Genomic DNA, 22,679 nt, shown 5'->3' with positions numbered 1-22,679 from the left:
AGGATTCAGAAGTGCGGCGGCTTATTCGCCCCAGACATCTTTCAAGACGTTGACCCAGTTCTCGCCCATGATCTTGCGCACCACGCGCTCGGAATGGCCGCGCTTGAGCAGGGTTTCAGTGAGGTTGGGGAATTCGCCGACGGTGCGGATGCCCAGCGGGTTGATGATCTTGCCGAAGCTGGTCAGGCGGCGGGCGTAGCCCTTGTCGTGGGTCAGGTATTCGAAGAAGTCCTGGCCGTGACCCTGAGTGAAATCGGTGCCGATACCGATGGCGTCTTCGCCAACGATGTTCATGGTGTATTCGATCGCTTCGGCGTAATCGTCGATGGTCGAATCGATGCCCTTGGCGAGGAACGGCGCGAACATGGTCACGCCGACGAAACCGCCGTGGTCGGCAATGAACTTCAGCTCTGCATCGGACTTGTTGCGCGGATGCTCTTTGAGACCCGACGGCAGGCAGTGCGAGTAGCAGACCGGTTTTTTCGATTCGAGAATGACTTCTTCAGATGTCTTGGAACCGACGTGGGACAGGTCGCACATGACGCCGACGCGGTTCATCTCGGCGACAATCTCGCGACCAAAACCCGACAGGCCGCCGTCACGCTCGTAGCAACCGGTGCCGACCAGATTCTGGGTGTTGTAGCACATCTGCACGATGCCAACGCCGAGCTGCTTGAACACCTCGACATAGCCGATCTGGTCTTCGAAAGCGTGAGCATTCTGGAAGCCGAAGAGGATGCCGGTCTTGCCCTGCTCCTTGGCGCGGCGGATGTCGGCGGTGGTGCGCACCGGCATCACCAGGTCGCTGTTTTCGCGGATCAGTTTCTGGCTGGCAGCGATGTTGTTCACGGTCGCCTGAAAGCCTTCCCACACCGACACAGTGCAGTTGGCTGCCGTCAGACCGCCCTTGCGCATGTCTTCGAACAGCTCGCGGTTCCATTTGGCAATGATCAGACCGTCGATAACGATGCTGTCGGCGTGTAATTCGGCTGGGCTCATCAGGCGTCCCCTTATTGGCGATTCATGCGCCGAATCGTCTGCCGGCGCTTTGGGGCCAGCATATGCCTCGGTGCCGGGGCGACCGGGTGCAAAAACGACAGGGGAATTGCCGAAAGCGTCAATCCGCGACAAAGGGTCGTCGGCCGCCCTCCTCGGCTGGCTGTTCAAGCCCGCGCGCTTGCGCCAGAATCTGCCGCAGCCTGCACCTACCAATGGATTAGAGCGACCCCAATGAAATCGATCTTCCTCGCCCTGGCACTGATTGCGACCGGCGTCCACGCCGCCGAAGAATCCGAGAACAACCCGTGCGATGCGGTGGAAAACGACATCCAGACCCTGGAATGCTCCGCCTACAGCCGGAGCACCGCCGAAGACCTGCTCAAAGATAACTACGCCAGCCTCAACGAACGCATGCAGGCCGCCTACGGCAAGAACCCGACGCAACTGGCCGACATCACCGCCAAACTGAAAACCGCCCAGCAGCAGTGGTTGAAGACGCGGGATGCGGATTGCGCGGTGGAAGCGTTCCCGGCAACGGCGGGGAGCAAGGCGTTCACCATTGCGCAGAATGATTGTGTCGCGCGGATGAGTGATGAACGGTCGGAGTTTTTGGAGTCGATCGGGCAGGAATAAACATACAAAGGATAAATCAATGATTCCTCATGAAGTGGTCAGCCATATGGTTGATGGCGCAACACCGATCCGCGCCTGGCGCGAATATCTCAACCTGACTCAGGAAGAAGTGGCCAAGCGCATGGGCATCTCGCAACCGGCGTTTGCCCAGCAGGAAACAGTCGCCAAACCCCGCAAGGCCACCCGCGAGAAAATCGCCGCCGCGTTCGGCATCACAGCCAGTCAGCTTGAGCTGTAGGCTGCCCTCTTTATTCAAAGGAATTCCCATGAACATCTGCGGCATCGAAATCAAAGGCAGCGAAGCGATCATCGCCGTGGCTGCGCTCGACGGTTCGACCTTGAGCCACGTCCCACTCGCCACGAAAAAGATTGCTCTGGACGACGATGACGAGGCGGCGAATGTGCGGCGGTTTGCGGCGCAGGTGGCGTCGTTTGTGCGGGAGAACTCGGTGGACCGGATTGCGATCAAGAAACGCAGCAAGAAGGGTGAGTTTGCCGGTGGGCCGACGACGTTCAAGATCGAGGGCGTGTTTCAGTTGCTTGATGGGTGCGAGGTGATGCTGCTGTCGCCGCAGACGATCAATGCCCAGGCCAAGAAGCACAACTTTGAACTGCCGGGGACGTTGAACAAATATCAGCATGAGGCTTACAAGGCGGCGTGTTCAGCGTTGGTGAAGAAGTAACCAAGAGCAAGATCAAAAGATCGCAGCCTTCGGCAGCTCCTGCTTTGGAATGCATTTCCCTGTAGGAGCTGCCGAAGGCTGCGATCTTTTGACTCTCAGATCTGTGCGGTATGCCGGTCTTCCCGGGGGCAGCGGGCGAAACGCGCGCGGTAACTGCGGGTGAAATACGACGGTGATTCAAAACCGCAGGCAATGCTGACTTCGAGCACGCTCATATCGGTCTGGCGCAGCAATTGCCGGGCCTTCTCAAGCCTTAACCGCAGATAGAAGTTGCTCGGCGTATCGTTCAGGTGCAGCCGGAATAACCTCTCCAGTTGCCGCCGGGTCACCTTGATCGACTCCGCCAGTTGCAGCGTGGTCAGCGGCGGTTCGCTGTGCTGCTCCATCTCGCCGATCACCTGCACCAGTTTCTTGTTGCTGATGCCGTAGCGCGTGGCGACTTCCATGCGCTGGTGATCCTTGCGCGGGCGTATGCGCCCGAGCACAAACTGCTCGCTGACCTGAATCGCCAGTTGCGGGCCGTGGGCCTGGGCGATCAGGTCGAGCATCAGATCAATCGAGGCCGTTCCTCCCGCCGAGGTGATCCGCCGCCGGTCGATCTCAAACAGCTCCTGGGTCACGCTGAGCTGTGGATAAGACTCCTTGAACGCATCGATCGCCTCCCAGTGCAGGGTCAGGCGATGGCCATCGAGCAGGCCCGCTTCGGCGAGGACGAAGCTGCCGGTGTCGATGGCGCCGAGGGTTACGCCGTCCTTGTCCAGCCTGCGCAACCAGTGCTCCAGCGTCGGCGTGATGAACTTCAGCGGTTCGAAGCCGGCCACCACCAGCAAGGTCGCGCCTTTCTTCAGCGGCTCCAGTGCCGCATCGGCGTTGACCGACATGCCGTTGCTCGCCAGTACCGCGCCGCCATCGGCGCTGAGCACATGCCAGCGGTACAACTCGCCGCGAAAGCGGTTGGCCACGCGCAACGGTTCGATCGCGGAAATAAAGCCGATGGCGGAGAACCCCGGCATCAGCAAAAAGTAGAAATCCTGGGACATGGGCGCACTCGGTTGGCGGGTCGCGTGGCTCGTTGATACGCCGATTATCGGCGGCGTTCAAGCGTGCAGGTCGCTACAGTGCAAATGCCAGTCGCCGCAGTGCGCTTTCACGGGCGTATAGCTGCGTAACTTGGCTTCACCGGCGCGCAGATGCCGGGAACCACAATAATCGAACTGCCGAGGAACCCGACATGAAACGACTGATCAGCAGCTGCGTTCTTGCACTCAGCGGTACCGCTTTTTTCAGCACCGGCGTGATGGCGGCCGAACCGGCCTCCTGCAAGAACGTACGCATGGGCGTGGTCAACTGGACTGACGTGATCGCCACCAGTGCCATGACCCAGGTCCTGCTCGACGGCCTCGGCTACAGCACCAAACAGACCAGCGCCTCCCAGCAGATTATCTTTGCCGGGATTCGCGATCAGCGCCTGGACTTGTTCCTCGGCTACTGGAACCCGCTGATGACGCAGACCATCACGCCATTCGTCGAGGCCAATCAGGTCAAAGTGCTCGAAGCACCGAGCCTGAAAGACGCCCGCGCCACCCTCGCCGTGCCGACCTATCTGGCTGACAAGGGCCTGAAAACCTTCGCTGACATCGCCAAATTCGAGAAGGAATTGGGCGGCAAGATCTACGGCATCGAGCCAGGGTCGGGCGCCAACACGCAGATCAAAGCGATGATCGCCAAAAACCAGTTTGGTCTGGGCAAATTCCAACTGGTCGAATCGAGCGAGGCCGGCATGCTCGCCGCCGTCGACCGCGCCGTACGGCGCAAGGAAGCCGTGGTGTTCTTCGGCTGGGCGCCGCACCCGATGAACGTCAACATTCAGATGACCTATCTGACCGGCAGCGAAGACGCCCTCGGTCCGAACGAAGGCATGGCCACGGTGTGGACGGTCACCGCGCCGAAATATGCCGAGCAATGCCCGAACATCGGCCGCCTGCTGGCCAACCTGACTTTCACTGCCGAATCCGAGAGCCGGATGATGCAGCCGCTGCTCGATCACAAGGACGCCTTCGAGTCGGCAAAGCAGTGGCTCAAGGATCACCCCGAAGACAAACAGCGCTGGCTTGAAGGTGTGACGACTTTCGATGGCAAACCGGCTGCTGAAAATCTGCAACTGACCAGCAAATAACCCTTTATTGACCCCCCTCTCCCAGATGGGAGAGGCAACTGAACCACGCTTCGCAGCCCCGCCACGGGCTGCGGACAGACCCATCACGCCTGAAGGAAACGCACCATGAACCACGACGTCATCATCACCTGCGCACTTACCGGTGCTGGCGACACGACCGCCAAAAGTCCACACGTGCCGATCACCCCGAAACAGATTGCCGCTGCCGCGGTGGAAGCGGCCAAGGCTGGCGCCACCGTGGTGCACTGCCATGTGCGCGATCCGCAGACCGGCAAGTTCAGCCGTGACGTGGCGCTGTACCGCGAAGTGATGGAGCGCATCCGCGAGGCGGACGTCGACATCATCGTCAACCTCACCGCCGGGATGGGCGGCGACCTGGAAATCGGCGCGGGCGAGAAGCCGATGGAGTTCGGCCCGAACACCGATCTGGTCGGTCCGCTGACCCGTCTCGCCCATGTTGAAGAACTGCTGCCGGAAATCTGCACCCTCGATTGCGGCACGCTGAACTTCGGCGACGGCGACACCATTTACGTCTCTACCCCGGCGCAACTGCGCGCCGGCGCCAAGCGCATCACCGAACTGGGGGTGAAGGCCGAACTGGAGATTTTCGACACCGGGCATCTGTGGTTCGCCAAGCAGATGATCAAGGAAGGCTTGCTCGACAACCCGCTCTTCCAGCTGTGCCTGGGCATCCCGTGGGGCGCGCCGGCCGACACCACCACGATGAAAGCCATGGTCGACAACCTGCCCGGCGACGCGGTCTGGGCCGGCTTCGGCATCGGCCGCATGCAGATGCCGATGGCGGCGCAAGCGGTGCTGCTGGGCGGCAACGTGCGGGTCGGGCTGGAAGACAACCTGTGGCTGGACAAAGGCGTGCTGGCGACCAATGGCCAATTGGTTGAACGCGCCACGGAAATCCTCAGCCGCCTCGGTGCCCGCGTGCTCACACCGGCAGAAGGTCGCAAAAAAATGGGCCTGATTCAGCGCGGCTGAACCTCACCCTTTCTCCCTGTGAACATAAATTTCGTGGTGAGGGGATTTATCCCCGATGGGTGGCGAAGCCGCCCCAAAACCTGACAACCCGGGGCATCAGATAGACCGATAGCACAGGTTTTACGACTTCTTCGCAGCCGATCGGGGATAAATCCCCTCGCCACGAGAACAGAGTTTCCACAGGGATCACCGAACTCTTCAGGACATCACCATGCGCTTTATCACCGAAATCAAAACCTTCGCCGCTCTGGGCAGTGGTGTCATCGGCAGTGGCTGGGTCGCCCGCGCCCTCGCCCACGGACTTGATGTAGTGGCCTGGGACCCGGCGCCCGGCGCCGAGGCGGCATTGCGCCAACGCGTGGCCAATGCGTGGGGCGCGCTGGAGAAGAACGGCTTGGCGCCGGGCGCTTCGCAGGATCGTCTGCGCTTTGTCGCCACCATCGAGGAATGCGTGCGTGACGCCGATTTCATCCAGGAAAGCGCCCCGGAACGGCTGGAACTGAAGCTCGATCTGCACAGCAAGATCAGCGCCGCCGCCAAGCCCGATGCGCTGATCGGCTCCAGCACTTCAGGCCTTTTGCCCAGCGAGTTCTACGAGAGTTCGACACACCCTGAACGCTGCGTGGTCGGGCATCCGTTCAACCCGGTTTATCTGTTGCCGCTGGTCGAAGTCGTCGGCGGCAAGAATACCGCGCCGGAGGCGGTGCAAGCGGCGATGCAAGTCTACGAATCCCTCGGCATGCGCCCGCTGCATGTGCGCAAGGAAGTGCCGGGTTTCATCGCCGATCGCCTGCTCGAAGCGCTGTGGCGCGAGGCGTTGCACCTGGTCAACGACGGTGTGGCGACGACCGGCGAAATCGACGATGCGATTCGCTTTGGCGCCGGTCTGCGCTGGTCGTTCATGGGCACTTTCCTGACTTACACCCTGGCCGGCGGCGATGCCGGCATGCGCCACTTCATGTCGCAGTTCGGCCCGGCGCTGCAGTTGCCGTGGACGTATCTGCCAGCACCGGAGCTGACCGACAAGCTGATCGATGATGTGGTCGATGGCACCACTGATCAGCTCGGCCGGCACAGCATTTCGGGGCTGGAGCGCTATCGTGATGATTGTTTGCTGGCGGTGCTCGAGGCGGTGAAAACCACCAAGGAAAAGCATGGAATGAGTTTCAGCGAGTAATGCGTATGACATGGCACCGCAGCCCTCACCCTAACCCTCTCCCGGAGGGAGAGGGGACCGACCGAGGTGTTTTTGCAAGCTACGCCGACTTGACCACTGCGTCGAACTCTGGACTTGAAAGGCTCGAAAATCGGCTCCCTTTCCCCCTCGCCCCCTTGGGGGAGAGGGCTGGGGTGAGGGGGTTGCTCTTGATCTTCACCCATCAACTGCGGAAACCGAAACCATGCCCCACCTCACCACCTACCAAACCACCATCATCCCCGACTGGGTCGACTACAACGGCCACCTGCGCGACGCCTTTTACTTGCTGATCTTCAGCTACGCCACCGATGCGCTGATGGACCGCCTCGGCATGGACAGCAGCAACCGCGAGGCCAGCGGCCACTCGCTGTTCACCCTCGAACTGCACCTCAATTATCTGCACGAAGTGAAGCTCGACACTGAGGTGGAAGTGCGCACGCAAATCATCGGCCACGACAGCAAGCGCCTGCACCTCTATCACAGCCTGCACAAGGTCGGCGATGAGCAAGCGCTGGCCGGCAATGAACAAATGCTTTTGCACGTCGACCTCGCCGGCCCGCGCTCGGCGCCGTTCAGCCCCGATACGTTGCATCGCCTGCAAGCCATCGTCGCCGATCAGACCGACCTGCCCGCTCCCGCTTACATCGGCCGCGTGATCGCGCTGCCACCCGCTCGGTAAATTCCCACTGTCAAGGAGCCGCCATGAACACCGCCGTTGCTGTTGCCGATTTTCGTACTTATCCGTTGATCAGCGCGCTCGGTGGCGTGCAGGGTTTGGCGGATCGCGTTGTCGTCGAATGGGCTGACGGGCGTGTCAGCCCGTTTCACCACGTATGGCTGCGCGACAATTGCCCGTGTGATCAATGTGTCTACAGCGTCACTCGCGAGCAGGTTTTCGAGAGCGTCGATGCCGCAGAGGATTTGCGACCGCTGGCCACGCGCATCGACAGCGATGGTTGCCTGCGCATCGACTGGCAGGATGGTCACCTGAGCCGCTTCGATCCGGGCTGGTTGCGCGCACATGCCTATGACGATGAATCCCGCGCCGAACGCCTGGCCGGCAAACCGCAGCCCCATTTGTGGCACAGCGATCTGCAGTTGCCGGTGTTCGACTACATCGCGCTGATGAACGACAACGCCGCGCTGCTGCAATGGTTGCTCGCCTTACGCGACATCGGCCTGACCCAAGTGCGCGGCGTGCCCACCGAGCCGGGCTCGCTAAAGCTCATCGCGCAGCGGATTTCCTTCATCCGCGAAAGCAACTTCGGCGTGCTGTTCAATGTGCAATCCAAAGCCGACGCCGACAGCAACGCCTACACCGCCTTCAACCTGCCATTGCACACGGATCTGCCGACTCGCGAGCTGCAATCGGGGCTGCAATTTCTGCATTGTCTGGTGAATGATGCCGAGGGTGGCGAGAGTATTTTCGTCGATGGTTTTGCGATCGCCGAGGCCTTGCGTCAGGAGGAGCCGCAGCTGTTTGAGGCCCTGTGTGAAATCCCCGTGGAATTTCGCAACAAGGACCGGCACAGCGACTATCGCTGCCTGGCGCCGATCATCGCTGTGGATGCGCTGGGCCGGGTGGCAGAGATTCGCATGGCCAACTTTCTGCGGGGGGCGTTCGATACGTCGGTGGCGCAGATGCCTTTGCTGTATCGAGCCTATCGGCGCTTTATTGCGATGACCCGCGAGCCGCGATTTCGGCTGATGCAGCGGCTCAAGCCGGGCGAGTTGTGGTGCTTTGACAACCGCCGCACGCTGCATGCACGCAATGCCTTTGATCCAGCGACCGGGGCGCGGCATTTTCAGGGCTGCTATGTCGACCGGGATGAGTTGTTGTCGCGGGTTCTGGTGTTGCAACGTTGAACCGCGTCATCGTTCTTCGCGAGCAGGCTCGCTCCCACAGGGGTACGCATTGCAAAGTGGGAGCGAGCCTGCTCGCGAAAGCGTCAGCGGGAACAACAAATCTCTGGCTGATTCACAAGCAAAAAAAACTCCGATCAAGCCGTGACAGGATCGGAGTTGAGGAGGGTACTGTTGAGGAGCTGCCAGGCGAGGGTGACCAAACCTTCGTGAAGCGAGCTGGGGCCAGTGTGCCTAGTCGCCCATCCAGTCGGTTAGCCGAAAACGACCTGTTCATAGTCGTCCCGGCCACCGCGACAAAACGCCCTTGCCGCGTCCGGTCGGGGCCACCAGAATCGAGCCAAGACCTCCGTTGCCACAGAAGGATTTGCGTAATGATGTACGCCGATTTGATTGACCAGGAAGATCTGTTGGGCCAGCTCAAGGCCTTGGGTATTCAGGTGCCGAGCGGTACCACCGCCGAGCAGGCCTGCGAGTGTGCGGTGCGTGGCCTGGACAATGTTCGCGCATTCGAACTGCGCAAGATGGTCAAGGACATGTACACCAGCGGCGCCAGCATCCAGCCGGCGGTGCGTCAGGCGATCGACAAGCAATTGTTGCCGGCCCTCTCGGATTACCAGCAGTCCCACAGCGCCTGAGAGAAGATCAAAAGATCGCAGCCTTCGGCAGCTCCTACAGGGGAACGTATTCCAAATGTAGGAGCTGCCGAAGGCTGCGATCTTTTGCTTTACAACCTTACGCTGGCAAACGTCGACTCATTGCGCGCCTGACTGAGCGCCGACATCGGCCCCGAGAGCGGCGACATCACGATGGCCTGCGGCAACGGCAGCATCGCTACCTGCTGGGTGGTGTTGGAGCCCACGCGCTCGTCACGCGGCGGGATGCCGAAGTATTCGCGGTAGCACTTGGAGAAGTGCGGCGTGGAGACGAAACCACACACCGACGCCACTTCGATGATCGACATCGGCGTCTGCTTGAGCAGTTGCCGGGCGCGGATCAGGCGCAACTTCAGGTAATAGCGTGACGGCGAGCAGTGCAGGTATTTCTGGAACAACCGCTCCAGTTGTCGACGCGACACCGCGACATACACCGCCAGCTCATCCAGATCGATCGGCTCTTCCAGATTGGCTTCCATCAGCGCGACGATTTCCTGCAATTTCGGCTGGTTGGTGCCGAGCATGTGCTTGAGCGGCACGCGCTGGTGATCCTGTTCGTTGCGGATGCGCTCGTAGACGAACATTTCCGAGATCGCTGCCGACAGTTCACGACCGTGATCGCGGCTGATCAGGTGCAGCATCATATCCAGCGGCGCGGTGCCGCCGGAACTGGTGAAGCGGTTACGGTCGAGGGTGAACAGGCGTGTGCTCATGGCCACGCGCGGGAAAGCTTCCTGCATCGCCGCCAGACATTCCCAGTGCACGCTGCAATCGAAGCCGTCGAGCAGACCGGCGCAGGCCAGCGCCCAACTGCCGGTGCACACCGCGCCCAGGCGCTTGGACTGGCGCGCCTGGCTTTGCAGCCACGAGACGTGTTCACGGGTCACGGTACGTTGAATGCCGATGCCGCCGCAGACGATCACCGTGTCCAGGGGCGGGGCTTTGTGCATGGAGGCGTCGGGAGTGATCTGCAGACCGTCACTGGCCCAGACCTGGCCGCCATCGACGGTGAGGGTGCTCCAGCGATACAGCTCGCGACCGGACAACTGGTTGGCCATGCGCAGCGGCTCAACGGCGGACGCCAGGGAAATCAGCGTGAAATTGTCCAGCAGTAGAAAGCCGATGGATTGAGGCGCACGGTTCTGGGGTTGGGCCCCGGAGTTGAACGACGTCATCGCGGTATCTCCTCACACAAAGCGGGTGGCGGCCTCAGGCGGAGGCTCTTGTTATTGCCCGCGTCTCACGGAGAAAGCAGGCTTTGTTATGACAGAGCAATTGCCGTGCCTGAAATTGGACGGCCATTCAATAACTCCTGAAAACGACCTCGCGACGCGTCTATACGAGACCTCGGAACACGCCATTTCGAAGTGCCATCAGATGCCGCGAGAGCCATGCCGCGCAGCCCGTGAGCAGATCGGTAGCACTTGTGGGAACTGGCCTGCAGCGGATTTGCACAGAGTGTCACCGCAAGCACGGACGACGGACGGTCAAGTAACGACTGCCAAGTCACCACTGACAGTGACGCTTGTCTGATTGCGACGCGCCAAAAGGTGGCGTGGCTGGATCGGGGTGTTCTTTTGTCGAGCAGTTTTGACTGGTCCGGCACTCCACTCTGCCAGATCAACTGTGGCGAGGGGATTTATCCCCGATCGGCTGCGCAGCAGTCGTAAATCCATTCACCAAAGTGTGTCAGGCAAAACTCGATTGCAGGATTTGGGACTGCTTCGCAGCCCAGCGGGGATAAATCCCCTCGCCACAGGGTTACTCGGTCAACATTCCACGGCGCTGACCGCCAAGCCACCGCGCGACGTTTCTTTATATTTGTCATGCATATCGGCGCCGGTATCGCGCATGGTGCGGATCACCCGGTCCAGCGAGATGAAGTGCTGACCGTCGCCACGCAGGGCCATTTGCGCCGCGTTGATCGCCTTCACCGCCGCAATCGCATTGCGCTCGATGCATGGCACTTGCACCAGCCCACCGACCGGGTCGCAGGTCAAACCCAGGTTGTGCTCCAGGCCGATTTCCGCCGCATTGCACAGTTGCTCAGGCGTGGCGCCAAGAATCTCCGCCAGCCCCGCCGCTGCCATGGCGCAGGCCGAACCGACCTCGCCCTGACAACCGACCTCGGCCCCAGAAATCGAAGCATTCTTCTTGCACAAAATGCCGACTGCCGCCGCGCCGAGGAAATAGTCGACGACGTTGGCGTCGGTGACTGCCTCGCTGAATTTCATGAAGTAGTGCAGCACCGCCGGGATGATCCCCGCCGCGCCGTTGGTCGGCGCGGTAACCATGCGCCCGCCGGCGGCATTCTCTTCATTGACGGCCAGGGCGAACAGGTTGACCCACTCCATCGCGCTCAGGGTCGAGCCGATGACGTTGGGCTTGTTCAGCTCTTGCAGGCTGCGGTGCAACTTCGCCGCACGCCGCCGCACGTTCAGGCCGCCGGGCAGAATGCCTTCGTGCTTGAGGCCTTGCTCGACGCAATCCTGCATCGCCCGCCACAGTTTCATCAGCCCGGCACGGATCTCTTCTTCGCTGCGCCAGACCTTTTCGTTGGCCATCATCAGTTCAGCGACGCGCAGGTTGTGCGTTTTGCACAACTGCAGCAGCTCGACCGCGCTGGAGAAGTCGTAGGGCAATTCGGTGCGATCCAGATCGACCACACCACTGGACGCTTGCGCCTCATCAACGACGAAGCCGCCGCCGACCGAATAGTAGGTGTCCCGGTGCAGCTCACCGAACTCGCCTTCGGCCACCAGCGTCATGGCGTTGGGATGGAATGGCAGGTTTTCATCGATCAGACGCATGTCCCGCGCCCACACAAACGGCACCGACAGGCGACCATCCAATAACAACGTATGGGTTTCACGCAGCGCCTGAATGCGCGGGCCGATCTGCGCCGGGTCGATTGCGTCCGGCCACTCGCCCATCAGGCCCATGATCACCGCGTTGTCGCTGCCGTGACCGATGCCGGTGGCGGAAAGCGATCCGAACAACTGCACCTCGATGCGCCGCACCTGTTCCAGCCGGTGCTTGCCGCGCAGCGACTCGACGAACAATGCGGCGGCGCGCATCGGCCCGACGGTGTGGGAACTGGAAGGGCCGATGCCGATTTTGAACAGGTCGAAAACGCTGATAGCCATTGCTGCGAAGCTCCTGAGAATACCGGTCCGGGCGGCAAAAGCGCCCGCTGGCGGAGCTGCTACGCTCAAGCTGCGATCCGCCGAATGCCGGCATCATCGGGCTTTTGTCGGCGCGCTCGGCGTCTGACACCGACGCAGTCATGTCCAGCAGCGTCGTTACGTTTTCGCCCCGCAAATACGCCGTTTTTATGCCGTTGAGCAGGTCATCGGGGGCGGAAAAAAGCTGTAAGCGACGTCACCGACACTGGAAGCGACCATCCCTGTACTGGATACGACCCTCCCTGTAGGCGTCAGATTTTCACTGGTACATGATCGGGATGACTCGATTGCAAGGCGCTGCGGTAGAGCTGTCGTCAGAACGCCACCAACCGCAACCCATAAGTGCGGTGGTCCACAGTCGGAACACTGCCAAAAAAAACACCAAGGAGTCCATCCATGAAAGGTTCCCCGTCGTTGTTGTTGGCCGCCCTGCTGAGTCTGCCGTTACTGGCGCAAGCCGCAGAACCGGCACAGTGCAGCCTCGTTAACTTCTCCGATGTCGGCTGGACCGACATCACCGCCACCACCGCTACCACTTCCGTTGTTCTCAACGCCCTCGGCTACAAGACCAAAACCACCATGATCTCCGTGCCCGTGACCTACAAGTCGCTGGCCGACGGCAAGAACATGGACGTGTTTCTCGGTAACTGGATGCCGACCATGGAGAACGACATCAAGCCGTATCGCGATGCCGGCACCGTCGACACCGTGCGCACCAACCTCAAGGGTGCCAAATACACCCTCGCCGTGCCGCAAGCCCTGTACGACAAAGGCCTGCATGACTTCGCCGACATTGCCAAATTCAAGAAAGAGCTCGACGGCAAGATCTACGGCATCGAGCCGGGCAACGACGGCAACCGGCTGATCCAGAGCATGATCGACAAGGATGCCTTCGGCCTGAAAACCGCAGGCTTCAAGATCGTCGAATCCTCCGAGGCCGGCATGCTCTCGCAAGTCGACCGGGCGCAGAAGCGCGACACCGCCGTGGTCTTCCTCGGCTGGGCGCCACACCCGATGAACAAGCGCTTCAAGATTCAATACCTGACCGGCGGCGACGACTTCTTCGGCCCCGATTTCGGCGCAGCCACCGTGGCGACCAACACCCGCAAGGGTTACGCCGAAGAATGCAGCAATGTCGGTCAGCTGTTGAAAAACCTGGAGTTCACCGTCGACATGGAAAGTGAACTGATGGGCAACATTCTCGACGACAAGATGAAGCCTGACGCGGCCGCCAAGGCCTGGCTGAAAAAGAATCCACAGGTGCTCGATACCTGGCTCGCTGGCGTGACCACCATTGACGGTAAACCAGGCCTGGAGGCCGTGAAAGCCAAGCTCGCGCCTTGATTTGAGGGGCACCGCTTATGCCGGGCAGGCGTGCCTGCCCGGGCTGTTAATTTCCTTGCATGCGGACGTTCACTACCATGCTGATTGATCAGAAAATACCTTTAGGCCAGTACATCGCGGGCTTCGTCGAATGGTTGACGCAACACGGCGCCAACACCTTCGACGCAATCGCCGTGACACTGGAAACGATGATCCACGGCGTGACGTTTGCGCTGACCTGGTTCAACCCGTTGGTGCTGATTGGCCTGATTGCCATCATTGCCCATCTGATTCAACGCAAGTGGGGCCTGACCGCGTTCGTGGTCGCCTCGTTCCTGCTGATCCTCAACCTCGGTTACTGGCAGGAAACCATGGAAACCCTCGCCCAGGTGCTGTTCGCCACCCTGGTCTGCGTGTTGATCGGCGTGCCGCTGGGCATCGTCGCCGCGCACAAACCGATGTTCTACACCATGATGCGGCCGGTGCTCGATCTGATGCAGACCGTGCCGACCTTCGTTTACCTCATTCCTACCCTGACCCTCTTCGGGCTGGGTGTGGTTCCGGGCCTGATCTCCACGGTGGTGTTCGCCATCGCGGCGCCGATCCGCCTGACCTACCTGGGCATCCGCGATGTCCCGCAAGAACTGATGGACGCCGGCAAGGCCTTCGGCTGCTCGCGTCGCCAATTGCTCTCAAGGATCGAACTGCCGCACGCCATGCCAAGCATCGCGGCCGGCATCACCCAGTGCATCATGCTATCGCTGTCGATGGTGGTGATCGCGGCACTGGTCGGCGCCGACGGACTCGGCAAACCGGTGGTCAACGCACTGAACACTGCTGATATTGCGCTGGGCTTCGAAGCAGGCCTGGCAATCGTACTGCTGGCGATCATGCTCGACCGTATCTGCAAACAACCCGACGCCAAAGTAGGGGGTGACGCATGAGCATAATTCGCTTCGAAGACGTCGACGTAATCTTCTCCAAAGACCCGCGCGAGGCACTCAAGCTGCTCGATCAGGGCATGACCCGCAACGAGATCCTGAAGAAGACCGGTCAGATCGTCGGCGTGGAGAAAGCCACGCTGGACATCAACAAGGGCGAGATCTGCGTGCTGATGGGCCTCTCCGGCTCGGGCAAGTCGAGCCTGCTGCGCTGCATCAACGGCCTCAACACCGTGAGCCGTGGCAAGCTGTTCGTCGAGCATGAAAACCGTCAGATCGACATCGCGTCCTGCACGCCCGCCGAGCTGAAGATGATGCGCACCAAGCGCATTGCCATGGTGTTCCAGAAGTTCGCCCTGATGCCCTGGCTGACAGTGCGCGAGAACATCAGTTTCGGTCTGGAAATGCAGGGTCGACCGGAGAAGGAACGCAAGAAACTGGTCGATGAGAAACTCGAACTGGTCGGCCTGACCCAATGGCGCAACAAGAAGCCGGACGAACTTTCCGGCGGCATGCAACAGCGCGTCGGCCTCGCCCGTGCGTTGGCCATGGACGCCGATATTCTGCTGATGGACGAACCGTTCTCGGCCCTCGACCCGCTGATCCGCCAAGGCCTGCAGGATGAACTGCTGGAGCTGCAACGCAAGCTGAGCAAGACCATCGTGTTTGTCAGCCACGACCTTGATGAAGCCCTCAAACTCGGCAGCCGCATCGCGATCATGAAGGACGGCCGGATCATCCAGTACAGCGTGCCGGAAGAGATCGTCCTCAACCCGGCGGACGACTATGTGCGGACCTTCGTCGCCCACACCAATCCGCTCAACGTGCTCTGCGGCCGCAGCCTGATGCGCACGCTGGACAAGTGCAAACGCATCAACGGTTCGGTGTGCCTCGATCCGGGCGGCGACTCGTGGCTGGACCTGGCCGAAGGCAACACCATCAAAGGCGCACGCCAGAACGGCTCAGTGCTGAACCTGCAGAACTGGGCACCGGGGCAAGCAGTGGAAGGCCTGGAGCGCAAACCGACGCTGGTGGACTCGAACATCGGCATGCGTGACGCGCTGCAGATTCGTTATCAGACCGGCAACAAGCTGGTGCTGCACGATAACAATCATGTGGTGGGGATTCTCGGCGACAGCGAGTTGTATCACGCGCTGTTGGGCAAGAATCTGGGGTAAACCCCGCAGACACAAAAACGCCGCGAGATTATCGCGGCGTGATCGTTCCCACGCTCCGCGTGGGAATGCAGCCCGGGACGCTCCGCGTCCCACAACAGCGGACGCAGAGCGTCCATTGATGCATTCCCACGCGGAGCGTGGGAACGATCATGCAAAAGGGGCTCAATCGAGCCCCTTTTGTTTTAGCTGTTTAGCTATACACCCGGCCAAGAAGCTGCCGATGGCTTTCAAACTGATCCAGCACATCCCGGGTGATCTGCTCCGGGGTGAAGCCCATCAAGTCGTAATCCTGGCTGCCATTGTGCAGATACACCTCAGCGCGGTAATAACGCTGACGCGCTTCATCTGATTGCGCCGATTCGGTCGGGGTCGCCAGATAACCATCCAGGCTCACTTCGTAAACGAAAGGGTTGCCCTCTTCCATCTCGACCCGCACGCCCATGCAACGCTTGGCCTTGCCCAGCAGCGTCTGCACTTCAATGCCCTGATTGCGCAACTGCGCCGCTGCATCTTCCAGCGCCGGGGTGACGTGCTTGTCCATGAAGCGCTGCACCACCGATTGGCTCGGCTGCAGATCCAGTTGCGTCAGGCGCTCGCTGAAACCACGGCGTCCGCGCTCGGCCAGTTGCGCTTGCTCCTGTTCGATCTGCACGTCCTGGCGCATCGCCTTGTGCAGGCCGAACATGAAGCAGATCAGCACCACCGAGAACGGCAGGCCGGCCAGCACCACCATGGTCTGCATGGCTTCGAAGTTGCCGGCGAACAGCAGGCCGATGGTCACCAGCGTGATCACCACCGACCAGAAGATCCGCAGCCAGTGCGGCGCGTCTTCGTCGACGTTGCCGCCCTTGCAGGAAAGATTCGCCATCATCACCGCGCCGGAGTCGGCCGGAGTCAGGAACAGCACGAAGCCGACAAAGATCGACACCCCGATGACGACTTTCGACGCCGGATAATGCTCAAGCAACTGATAGATCGCCATCGACGGCTGTTCCAACGCCGTCTTGCCCAGCTCCACCGCGCCCTGATTCATCACCAGATCCAGCGCCGAGTTGCCGAAGATCGACAGCCACGCCAAGGTGAAGCCCAGCGGAATCAGCAGCACGCCAGCGACCAGTTCACGCACGCTGCGACCACGGGAAATCCGCGCAATGAACATGCCTACGAATGGCGCCCAGGAAATCCACCACGCCCAGTAGAACAGCGTCCACAGGCCCAACCAGCGGTCGGACTTGGCGCTGTCGCCTTCATAGACGTACAGGTCGAAGGTCTTCAGCACCACGCCGTTGAGGTAGTCACCGATGTTCTGCACGAAACCGTTGAGCAGGTGCAAAGTCGGGCCGAACAGCAGGACGAAAATCAGCAGGCCGCTGAACAGCACGATGTTCAGGTTGGACAGACGACGAATGCCGTTTTCCACACCCGACACGGCAGCGATGGTCGCCACGGTGCTCATGACGATGATGACGATCAGCAGGTTGGTGTTGCTGTGCTCCATGCCGAACAGGTTTTCCAGCCCGGACGACACTTGCAGCGAGCCAATCCCCAGGTTGGTCACCAGACCCAGCAGCGTTACGAACATGCCGAAGCCGTCCACCGCGTGCCCGGCCGCACCTTTGACCCAGCGCTCGCCGACCAGCGGATACAGCGCCGAACGCAGCGCCAGCGGCTGGTTATGCCGATAGGCAAAATACGCCACCGCCAGACCGACCAAAGCGTAAATCGCCCAGCCGTGCAGGCCCCAGTGCAGGAAAGTCAGTTGCACCGCCTGCCGCGCGGCCATATTCGTGGCCGAGGTGCCTTCCGGCGGATTGAAATAGTGATCCAGTGGCTCGGACGCGCCGAAGTACAGCAGCGAAATGCCGATGCCCGACGAGAACAGCATCCCCGCCCAGGCGCCGTAACTGAAGTCCGGGGTGTCGTCCTTGCTACCCAATTTGAGTTTGCCGTACGAGGAAAACGCCAGACCGACCACGAACACCAGGTAAGCGGCGATCACCACCATGTAGTACCAGCCGAAGCTGCGCGACAACCAGGCCTGGGCCATCCCTAACATTCTGCCGGCCTCTTGCGGGGCGATGATCAGAATGGCGGTCAACAACAGAATCAGCGCGGTCGAGGTGTAGAACACCCAACCGTTGACCGTCACCTTCTCGGGCGGGGTCTTTATTAGCGAGGCAGAACTCATGGCACAAATGCTCCAGGCAGTGCGAGAGAAGAACACAAGGCATCACGGAACCCGACCAATCGGTTAGTTGGCAGCCGACCGGCGGGTGATATAAAGACACTCCGAAAAAAGCCCGAACCTGCCGAAATGGCGTTGCGTATTCGCTTTCGTGGCCAGAGGCGACGGACGTTCATCCGAAACCTGGCCCCGAGCGTCTTGCCCTTTCAACACGTCCATCGAATCGCGAACCGCGCCATGCCCCGCGCAGGTTTCGAGCCGTTTCAGGTGTCGGTTTTTATCGTCATTACGCGTAGGAATTTTCTGTAGGCAGCGACGAATTGTCGCAGATCTTATTCTTTGTTGATTGAACGTTCAATCAAAACAAAATAGACTGGCCCTCAATCCGATCGGCGTCATTCGCCCCTCGGAAGGCCTAAGGAGATGTGCAAGATGCCCAAGGTCGGTATGCAACCCATCCGCCGCCAACAACTGATCGAAGCCACTTTGCAAGCGGTCGATCAGGTCGGAATGGGGGACGCCAGCATTGCGCTGATCGCCCGTTTGGCCGGTGTCTCGAATGGCATCATCAGTCATTACTTTCAGGACAAGAACGGCCTGATCGCCGCCACGATGCGGTACCTGATGACCGCCCTCAGCGAGAGCGTCACCGCGCGCCGTCAGGCGCTGGCAGATGACAGCCCACGGGCGCATCTGCAGGTGATCATCGAAGGCAACTTCGACGCCAGCCAGGTCAATGGCCCGGCAATGAAAACCTGGCTGGCCTTCTGGGCTACCAGCATGCACCAGCCGTCTTTGCACAGGTTGCAGCGGATCAACGATCACCGCCTGTATTCCAACCTGTGCTGCCAGTTCCGCCGTGTGCTGCCGCTCGAAGATGCGCGCAGCGCCGCCCGGGGTCTGGCAGCGTTGATTGACGGCTTGTGGTTGCGCGGCGCGCTGTCGGGAGACGCTTTCGACACGGCGCAGGCGCAACAGATCGCTTACGAATACATGGATTTCCAATTGGCCAAGAAGGTGAGCTAGAGCACACAGAAAATGCTCGGCCCCTGAACTCCACCGCAGCGTGATCGCGGTGGTCAACGCCAACCACCAATGCACTTGCGAGGACACTATGGCCCGTTTCGAACTGCAAAAACTCTACATCGATGGCGCGTACACCGACGCCGGCAGCGACGCCACCTTCGAAGCCATCAACCCGGCGAACGGTGAAGTCCTCGCACTGGTGCAACGTGCGACCAAAGACGACGTCGAGCGCGCTGTGGTCAGCGCCGAAAAGGGCCAGAAAATCTGGGCCGCGATGACCGCCATGGAGCGTTCGCGCATCCTGCGCCGCGCCGTTGACATCCTGCGCGAGCGCAACGATGAGCTGGCTGCGCTGGAAACCCTGGACACCGGCAAATCCTTCTCCGAAACCAAGTACGTCGACATCGTCACCGGCGCCGACGTGCTGGAATACTACGCAGGCCTGGTGCCCGCCATCGAAGGCGAGCAGATTCCGCTGCGTGACACCTCTTTCGTTTACACCCGTCGCGAGCCGCTGGGCGTGGTCGCCGGTATCGGCGCGTGGAACTACCCGATCCAGATCGCGCTGTGGAAATCCGCTCCAGCCCTGGCGGCCGGTAACGCGATGATCTTCAAGCCAAGCGAAGTTACCTCGCTGACCACCCTGAAACTGGCTGAGATCTACACCGAGGCCGGCGTACCGAACGGCGTGTTCAACGTCCTGACCGGCAGCGGCCGCGAAGTCGGCACCTGGCTGACCGAGCACCCGCGCATCGAGAAAATCTCCTTCACTGGCGGCACCGACACCGGCAAGAAAGTCATGGCCAGCGCTTCGGCTTCGTCGCTCAAAGACGTGACCATGGAACTGGGCGGCAAGTCGCCGCTGATCATCTGCGACGACGCCGATCTCGATCGCGCCGCCGACACGGCGATGATGGCCAACTTCTACAGCTCCGGTCAGGTCTGCACCAACGGCACTCGCGTGTTCGTACCGGCGCACCTGAAAGCCGCTTTTGAAGCCAAGATCGTTGAGCGCGTTGCCCGCATCCGCGTTGGCAACCCGGAAGACGAAAACACCAACTTCGGCCCGCTGGTCAGCTTCCCGCACATGGAAAGCGTGTTGGGTTACATCGCCAAGGGTAAAGAAGAAGGCGCACGCGTGCTGTGCGGCGGCGGTCGTCTGACCGACGGCGAATTCGCCAAAGGTGCGTTCGTTGCGCCAACCGTATTCACCGACTGCACCGACGACATGACCATCGTGCGCGAAGAAATCTTCGGCCCGGTGATGGCGATCCTCTCCTACGAAACCGAAGAAGAAGTGATCCGCCGCGCCAACGACACCGACTTCGGCCTGGCCGCCGGTATCGTTACCAAAGACCTGAACCGCGCGCACCGCGTGATCCATCAACTGGAAGCCGGTATCTGCTGGATCAACGCCTGGGGCGAGTCCGACGCAAAAATGCCGGTCGGCGGCTACAAGCAGTCGGGCGTGGGCCGTGAGAACGGGATCAGCTCGCTGAACAACTTCACCCGCATCAAATCGGTACAGGTCGAGCTGGGCGATTACGTCTCGGTGTTCTGATCAGCTAGCTGATCAGCTGCAAGCGGCAAGTTTCAAGCTGCAAGTAAAAGCAGTTTGGGGTTGCCGCCCTCCCCGATTTCGAAGCCACAGCTCGCTGCTTTTTCTTGCAGCTTGAAGCTAGTGGCTTGTAGCTCCCGCAGGAGAATTTATGACTCAAGAATACGACTACATCATCATAGGCGCCGGCTCTGCAGGTAACACACTTGCGACCCGTCTGACTGAAGACGAAGGCGTCACCGTTCTGCTGCTCGAAGCCGGGGGGCCGGACTACCGCCTCGACTTCCGCACGCAAATGCCCGCCGCGCTGGCCTTCCCGCTGCAGGGGCGTCGCTACAACTGGGCCTACGAAACCGATCCAGAGCCACACATGGACGGTCGCCGGATGGAATGCGGTCGCGGCAAGGGCCTTGGTGGTTCGTCGCTGATCAACGGCATGTGCTACATCCGTGGCAACGCCATGGACTATGACGGCTGGGCGAAACTGCCGGGCCTGGAAGACTGGTCGTACCTCGATTGCCTGCCGTATTTCCGCAAAGCGGAAACCCGTGACATCGGCCCGAACGATTACCACGGTGGCGACGGCCCGGTCAGCGTGACCACGCCGAAAGCCGGCAACAACCCGCTGTTCCACGCCATGGTTGAAGCCGGCGTCCAAGCCGGTTACCCGCGCACCGAAGACCTCAACGGTTATCAGCAGGAAGGCTTCGGCCCGATGGACCGCACAGTGACGCCGAACGGCCGCCGTGCTTCCACCGCCCGTGGCTACCTCGACATTGCCAAAAAACGTTCGACCCTGACCATCGTCACTCACGCCCTGACCGACAAGATTCTCTTTGAAGGCAAGCGTGCGGTCGGCGTGCGTTACCTGATTGGTGACGCTGAAGAACGTGTGGAAGCCAAGGCGCGCAAGGAAGTCCTGCTGTGCTCCGGTGCCATCGCATCGCCGCAGATTCTGCAGCGCTCCGGTGTCGGCCCGGCGAAATTGCTGGAAAGTCTCGACATCCCGGTGGTCCACGATCTGCCGGGCGTCGGTGAAAACCTGCAGGATCACCTTGAGCTGTACCTGCAATACGCCTGCACCCAACCGGTCTCGCTGTACCCGTCGCTGCTCTGGTACAACCAGCCGGCCATCGGTGCCGAGTGGCTGTTCAACGGCACCGGCATCGGCGCCAGCAACCAGTTCGAGGCCGGCGGTTTCATCCGTTCGCGTCCGGAATTCGAATGGCCGAACATCCAGTACCACTTCCTGCCGGTGGCGATTAACTACAACGGCAGCAACGGTGTGAAAGAACATGGTTTCCAGGCGCACATGGGCTCCATGCGTTCGCCGAGCCGTGGCCGCATCCAGGTCAAATCCAAGGACCCGCGCCAGCACCCGAGCATCCTGTTCAACTACATGGCCACCGAGCAGGACTGGCAGGAATTCCGCGACGGCATCCGCCTGACCCGCGAAATCATGCAGCAGCCGGCCCTCGACGCGTTCCGTGGTCGCGAAATCAGCCCGGGCATCGACGTGCAAACCGATGAGCAGCTCGACAAGTTCATCCGCGAGCACGCCGAAACCGCGTTCCACCCGTCCTGCTCGTGCAAGATGGGCACCGACGAGATGGCCGTGGTCGATGGCGAAGGTCGCGTGCACGGCATGCAGAGCCTGCGCGTGGTCGACGCCTCGATCATGCCGATCATCACCACCGGCAACCTCAACGCGCCGACGATCATGATGGCCGAGAAAATCGCCGACAAGATCCGCGGCCGCAAGCCGCTGCCGCGCAGCAATGCTGCTTATTACGTCGCGAACGGCGCGCCGGTCAAAGGCAAGCCGATGCGGGATATCACCCCGGTTACGCAATAAGTCGTAGTACCTCCCCTGATCGTTCCCACGCTCTGCGTGGGAATGCATCCCGGGACGCTCCGCGTCCCAAAGCGGACGCAGAGCGTCCATGGCGGCATTCCCACGCAGAGCGTGGGAACGATCTGCTATCGGGCACAGTAAATCCTCCTACCCCCCTCTTCACTTGATCCTACCCCCACGCAGGCCTACTCTAGACCTCGCGCAACCGTTTCACCCCTCCCCGCTGT

18 protein-coding genes and 2 pseudogenes are annotated in these 22,679 nt (G+C 60.8%); 15 read left to right on the top strand and 5 right to left on the bottom strand.

Features of this window, described 5'->3' with window-relative positions; genetic code table 11:
- Window positions 1–21: 21 nt before the first annotated feature.
- The gene (locus AB4N47_RS25280; RefSeq protein ID WP_007962626.1) at window positions 22–999 is read right to left on the bottom strand and encodes a dipeptidase; all 978 of its coding nucleotides are present in this window, start codon (window positions 997–999) and stop codon (window positions 22–24) included.
- Window positions 1,000–1,230: 231 nt separating this feature from the next.
- Between AB4N47_RS25280 and AB4N47_RS25275 the strand changes: the two genes are divergently transcribed.
- From AB4N47_RS25275 to AB4N47_RS25265, 3 genes and pseudogenes are all read left to right on the top strand, one after another.
- The gene (locus tag AB4N47_RS25275) at window positions 1,231–1,632 is read left to right on the top strand and encodes a lysozyme inhibitor LprI family protein (protein WP_341638071.1); all 402 of its coding nucleotides are present in this window, start codon (window positions 1,231–1,233) and stop codon (window positions 1,630–1,632) included.
- Between the two features lie 10 nt (window positions 1,633–1,642).
- A pseudogene (locus AB4N47_RS25270) lies at window positions 1,643–1,870 on the top strand (helix-turn-helix domain-containing protein); the annotation flags it as partial.
- A 28-nt stretch (window positions 1,871–1,898) separates the two neighbouring features.
- Window positions 1,899–2,315: a DUF3010 family protein gene (locus tag AB4N47_RS25265; protein ID WP_341638072.1), complete on the top strand. Its 417-nt coding sequence runs from the start codon at window positions 1,899–1,901 to the stop codon at window positions 2,313–2,315.
- A gap of 12 nt (window positions 2,316–2,327) precedes the next feature.
- Here AB4N47_RS25265 and AB4N47_RS25260 read toward each other — a convergent pair.
- Window positions 2,328–3,355: pseudogene (locus AB4N47_RS25260) on the bottom strand (GlxA family transcriptional regulator).
- Between the two features lie 191 nt (window positions 3,356–3,546).
- On the opposite strand from AB4N47_RS25260, the gene AB4N47_RS25255 reads away from it, so the two are divergent.
- From AB4N47_RS25255 to AB4N47_RS25230, 6 genes are all read left to right on the top strand, one after another.
- Complete coding sequence (locus tag AB4N47_RS25255) at window positions 3,547–4,491, top strand: choline ABC transporter substrate-binding protein (protein ID WP_071173857.1); 945 nt, start codon at window positions 3,547–3,549, stop codon at window positions 4,489–4,491.
- Between the two features lie 105 nt (window positions 4,492–4,596).
- A complete protein-coding gene (locus AB4N47_RS25250; protein ID WP_341638074.1) occupies window positions 4,597–5,484 on the top strand; it encodes a beta-keto acid cleavage family enzyme in 888 nt (295 codons plus the stop codon).
- Between the two features lie 211 nt (window positions 5,485–5,695).
- On the top strand, window positions 5,696–6,661 hold the full coding sequence (locus tag AB4N47_RS25245) for an L-carnitine dehydrogenase (protein WP_341638075.1): 966 nt from the start codon (window positions 5,696–5,698) through the stop codon (window positions 6,659–6,661).
- Between the two features lie 223 nt (window positions 6,662–6,884).
- Window positions 6,885–7,361 (top strand): thioesterase family protein, encoded by a 477-nt coding sequence (locus AB4N47_RS25240; RefSeq protein WP_016772810.1) that lies wholly within the window; start codon window positions 6,885–6,887, stop codon window positions 7,359–7,361.
- Window positions 7,362–7,384: 23 nt separating this feature from the next.
- The gene (locus tag AB4N47_RS25235; protein WP_341638076.1) at window positions 7,385–8,548 is read left to right on the top strand and encodes a gamma-butyrobetaine dioxygenase; all 1,164 of its coding nucleotides are present in this window, start codon (window positions 7,385–7,387) and stop codon (window positions 8,546–8,548) included.
- Window positions 8,549–8,919: 371 nt separating this feature from the next.
- Window positions 8,920–9,183: a hypothetical protein gene (locus AB4N47_RS25230; RefSeq protein WP_016772808.1), complete on the top strand. Its 264-nt coding sequence runs from the start codon at window positions 8,920–8,922 to the stop codon at window positions 9,181–9,183.
- An 89-nt stretch (window positions 9,184–9,272) separates the two neighbouring features.
- Here AB4N47_RS25230 and gbdR read toward each other — a convergent pair whose 3' ends face one another.
- The gene (gene gbdR, locus AB4N47_RS25225) at window positions 9,273–10,376 is read right to left on the bottom strand and encodes a choline metabolism transcriptional regulator GbdR (protein ID WP_007949927.1); all 1,104 of its coding nucleotides are present in this window, start codon (window positions 10,374–10,376) and stop codon (window positions 9,273–9,275) included.
- Window positions 10,377–10,970: 594 nt separating this feature from the next.
- Window positions 10,971–12,347, bottom strand: coding sequence for an L-serine ammonia-lyase (locus tag AB4N47_RS25220; protein ID WP_341638077.1), 1,377 nt, complete (start codon window positions 12,345–12,347; stop codon window positions 10,971–10,973).
- A 435-nt stretch (window positions 12,348–12,782) separates the two neighbouring features.
- Between AB4N47_RS25220 and AB4N47_RS25215 the strand changes: the two genes are divergently transcribed.
- The 3 genes from AB4N47_RS25215 to choV all read left to right on the top strand — a co-directional run bounded on the left by AB4N47_RS25215 (window position 12,783) and on the right by choV (window position 15,828).
- Window positions 12,783–13,730, top strand: coding sequence for a choline ABC transporter substrate-binding protein (locus tag AB4N47_RS25215; RefSeq protein ID WP_016772806.1), 948 nt, complete (start codon window positions 12,783–12,785; stop codon window positions 13,728–13,730).
- Window positions 13,731–13,807: 77 nt separating this feature from the next.
- Window positions 13,808–14,653: a choline ABC transporter permease subunit gene (gene choW / locus AB4N47_RS25210; RefSeq protein ID WP_016772805.1), complete on the top strand. Its 846-nt coding sequence runs from the start codon at window positions 13,808–13,810 to the stop codon at window positions 14,651–14,653.
- On the top strand, window positions 14,650–15,828 hold the full coding sequence (choV, locus tag AB4N47_RS25205) for a choline ABC transporter ATP-binding protein (RefSeq protein WP_016772804.1): 1,179 nt from the start codon (window positions 14,650–14,652) through the stop codon (window positions 15,826–15,828). Before choW ends, choV begins: the two co-directional genes overlap by 4 nt.
- A gap of 190 nt (window positions 15,829–16,018) precedes the next feature.
- On the opposite strand, the gene AB4N47_RS25200 is transcribed toward choV, so the two are convergent.
- Window positions 16,019–17,959 carry a BCCT family transporter gene (locus tag AB4N47_RS25200; protein ID WP_223630511.1) on the bottom strand — a complete coding sequence of 647 codons (1,941 nt, stop codon included), beginning with the start codon at window positions 17,957–17,959 and terminating at the stop codon, window positions 16,019–16,021.
- Between the two features lie 486 nt (window positions 17,960–18,445).
- Here AB4N47_RS25200 and betI point away from each other — a divergent pair, with 486 nt between their 5' ends.
- The 3 genes from betI to betA all read left to right on the top strand — a co-directional run bounded on the left by betI (window position 18,446) and on the right by betA (window position 22,452).
- Window positions 18,446–19,039, top strand: coding sequence for a transcriptional regulator BetI (gene betI / locus AB4N47_RS25195; RefSeq protein WP_008085771.1), 594 nt, complete (start codon window positions 18,446–18,448; stop codon window positions 19,037–19,039).
- Between the two features lie 88 nt (window positions 19,040–19,127).
- The gene (gene betB / locus AB4N47_RS25190; protein WP_122706818.1) at window positions 19,128–20,600 is read left to right on the top strand and encodes a betaine-aldehyde dehydrogenase; all 1,473 of its coding nucleotides are present in this window, start codon (window positions 19,128–19,130) and stop codon (window positions 20,598–20,600) included.
- A gap of 148 nt (window positions 20,601–20,748) precedes the next feature.
- Complete coding sequence (gene betA, locus AB4N47_RS25185; RefSeq protein ID WP_122612391.1) at window positions 20,749–22,452, top strand: choline dehydrogenase; 1,704 nt, start codon at window positions 20,749–20,751, stop codon at window positions 22,450–22,452.
- The last annotated feature ends 227 nt before the right edge of the window (window positions 22,453–22,679 follow it).

The organism is Pseudomonas sp. S3_G06, from assembly GCF_054667565.1.
The sequence above is the reverse complement of the archived record's forward strand: the minus strand, read 5'-3'. Positions and strand labels throughout refer to the sequence as shown.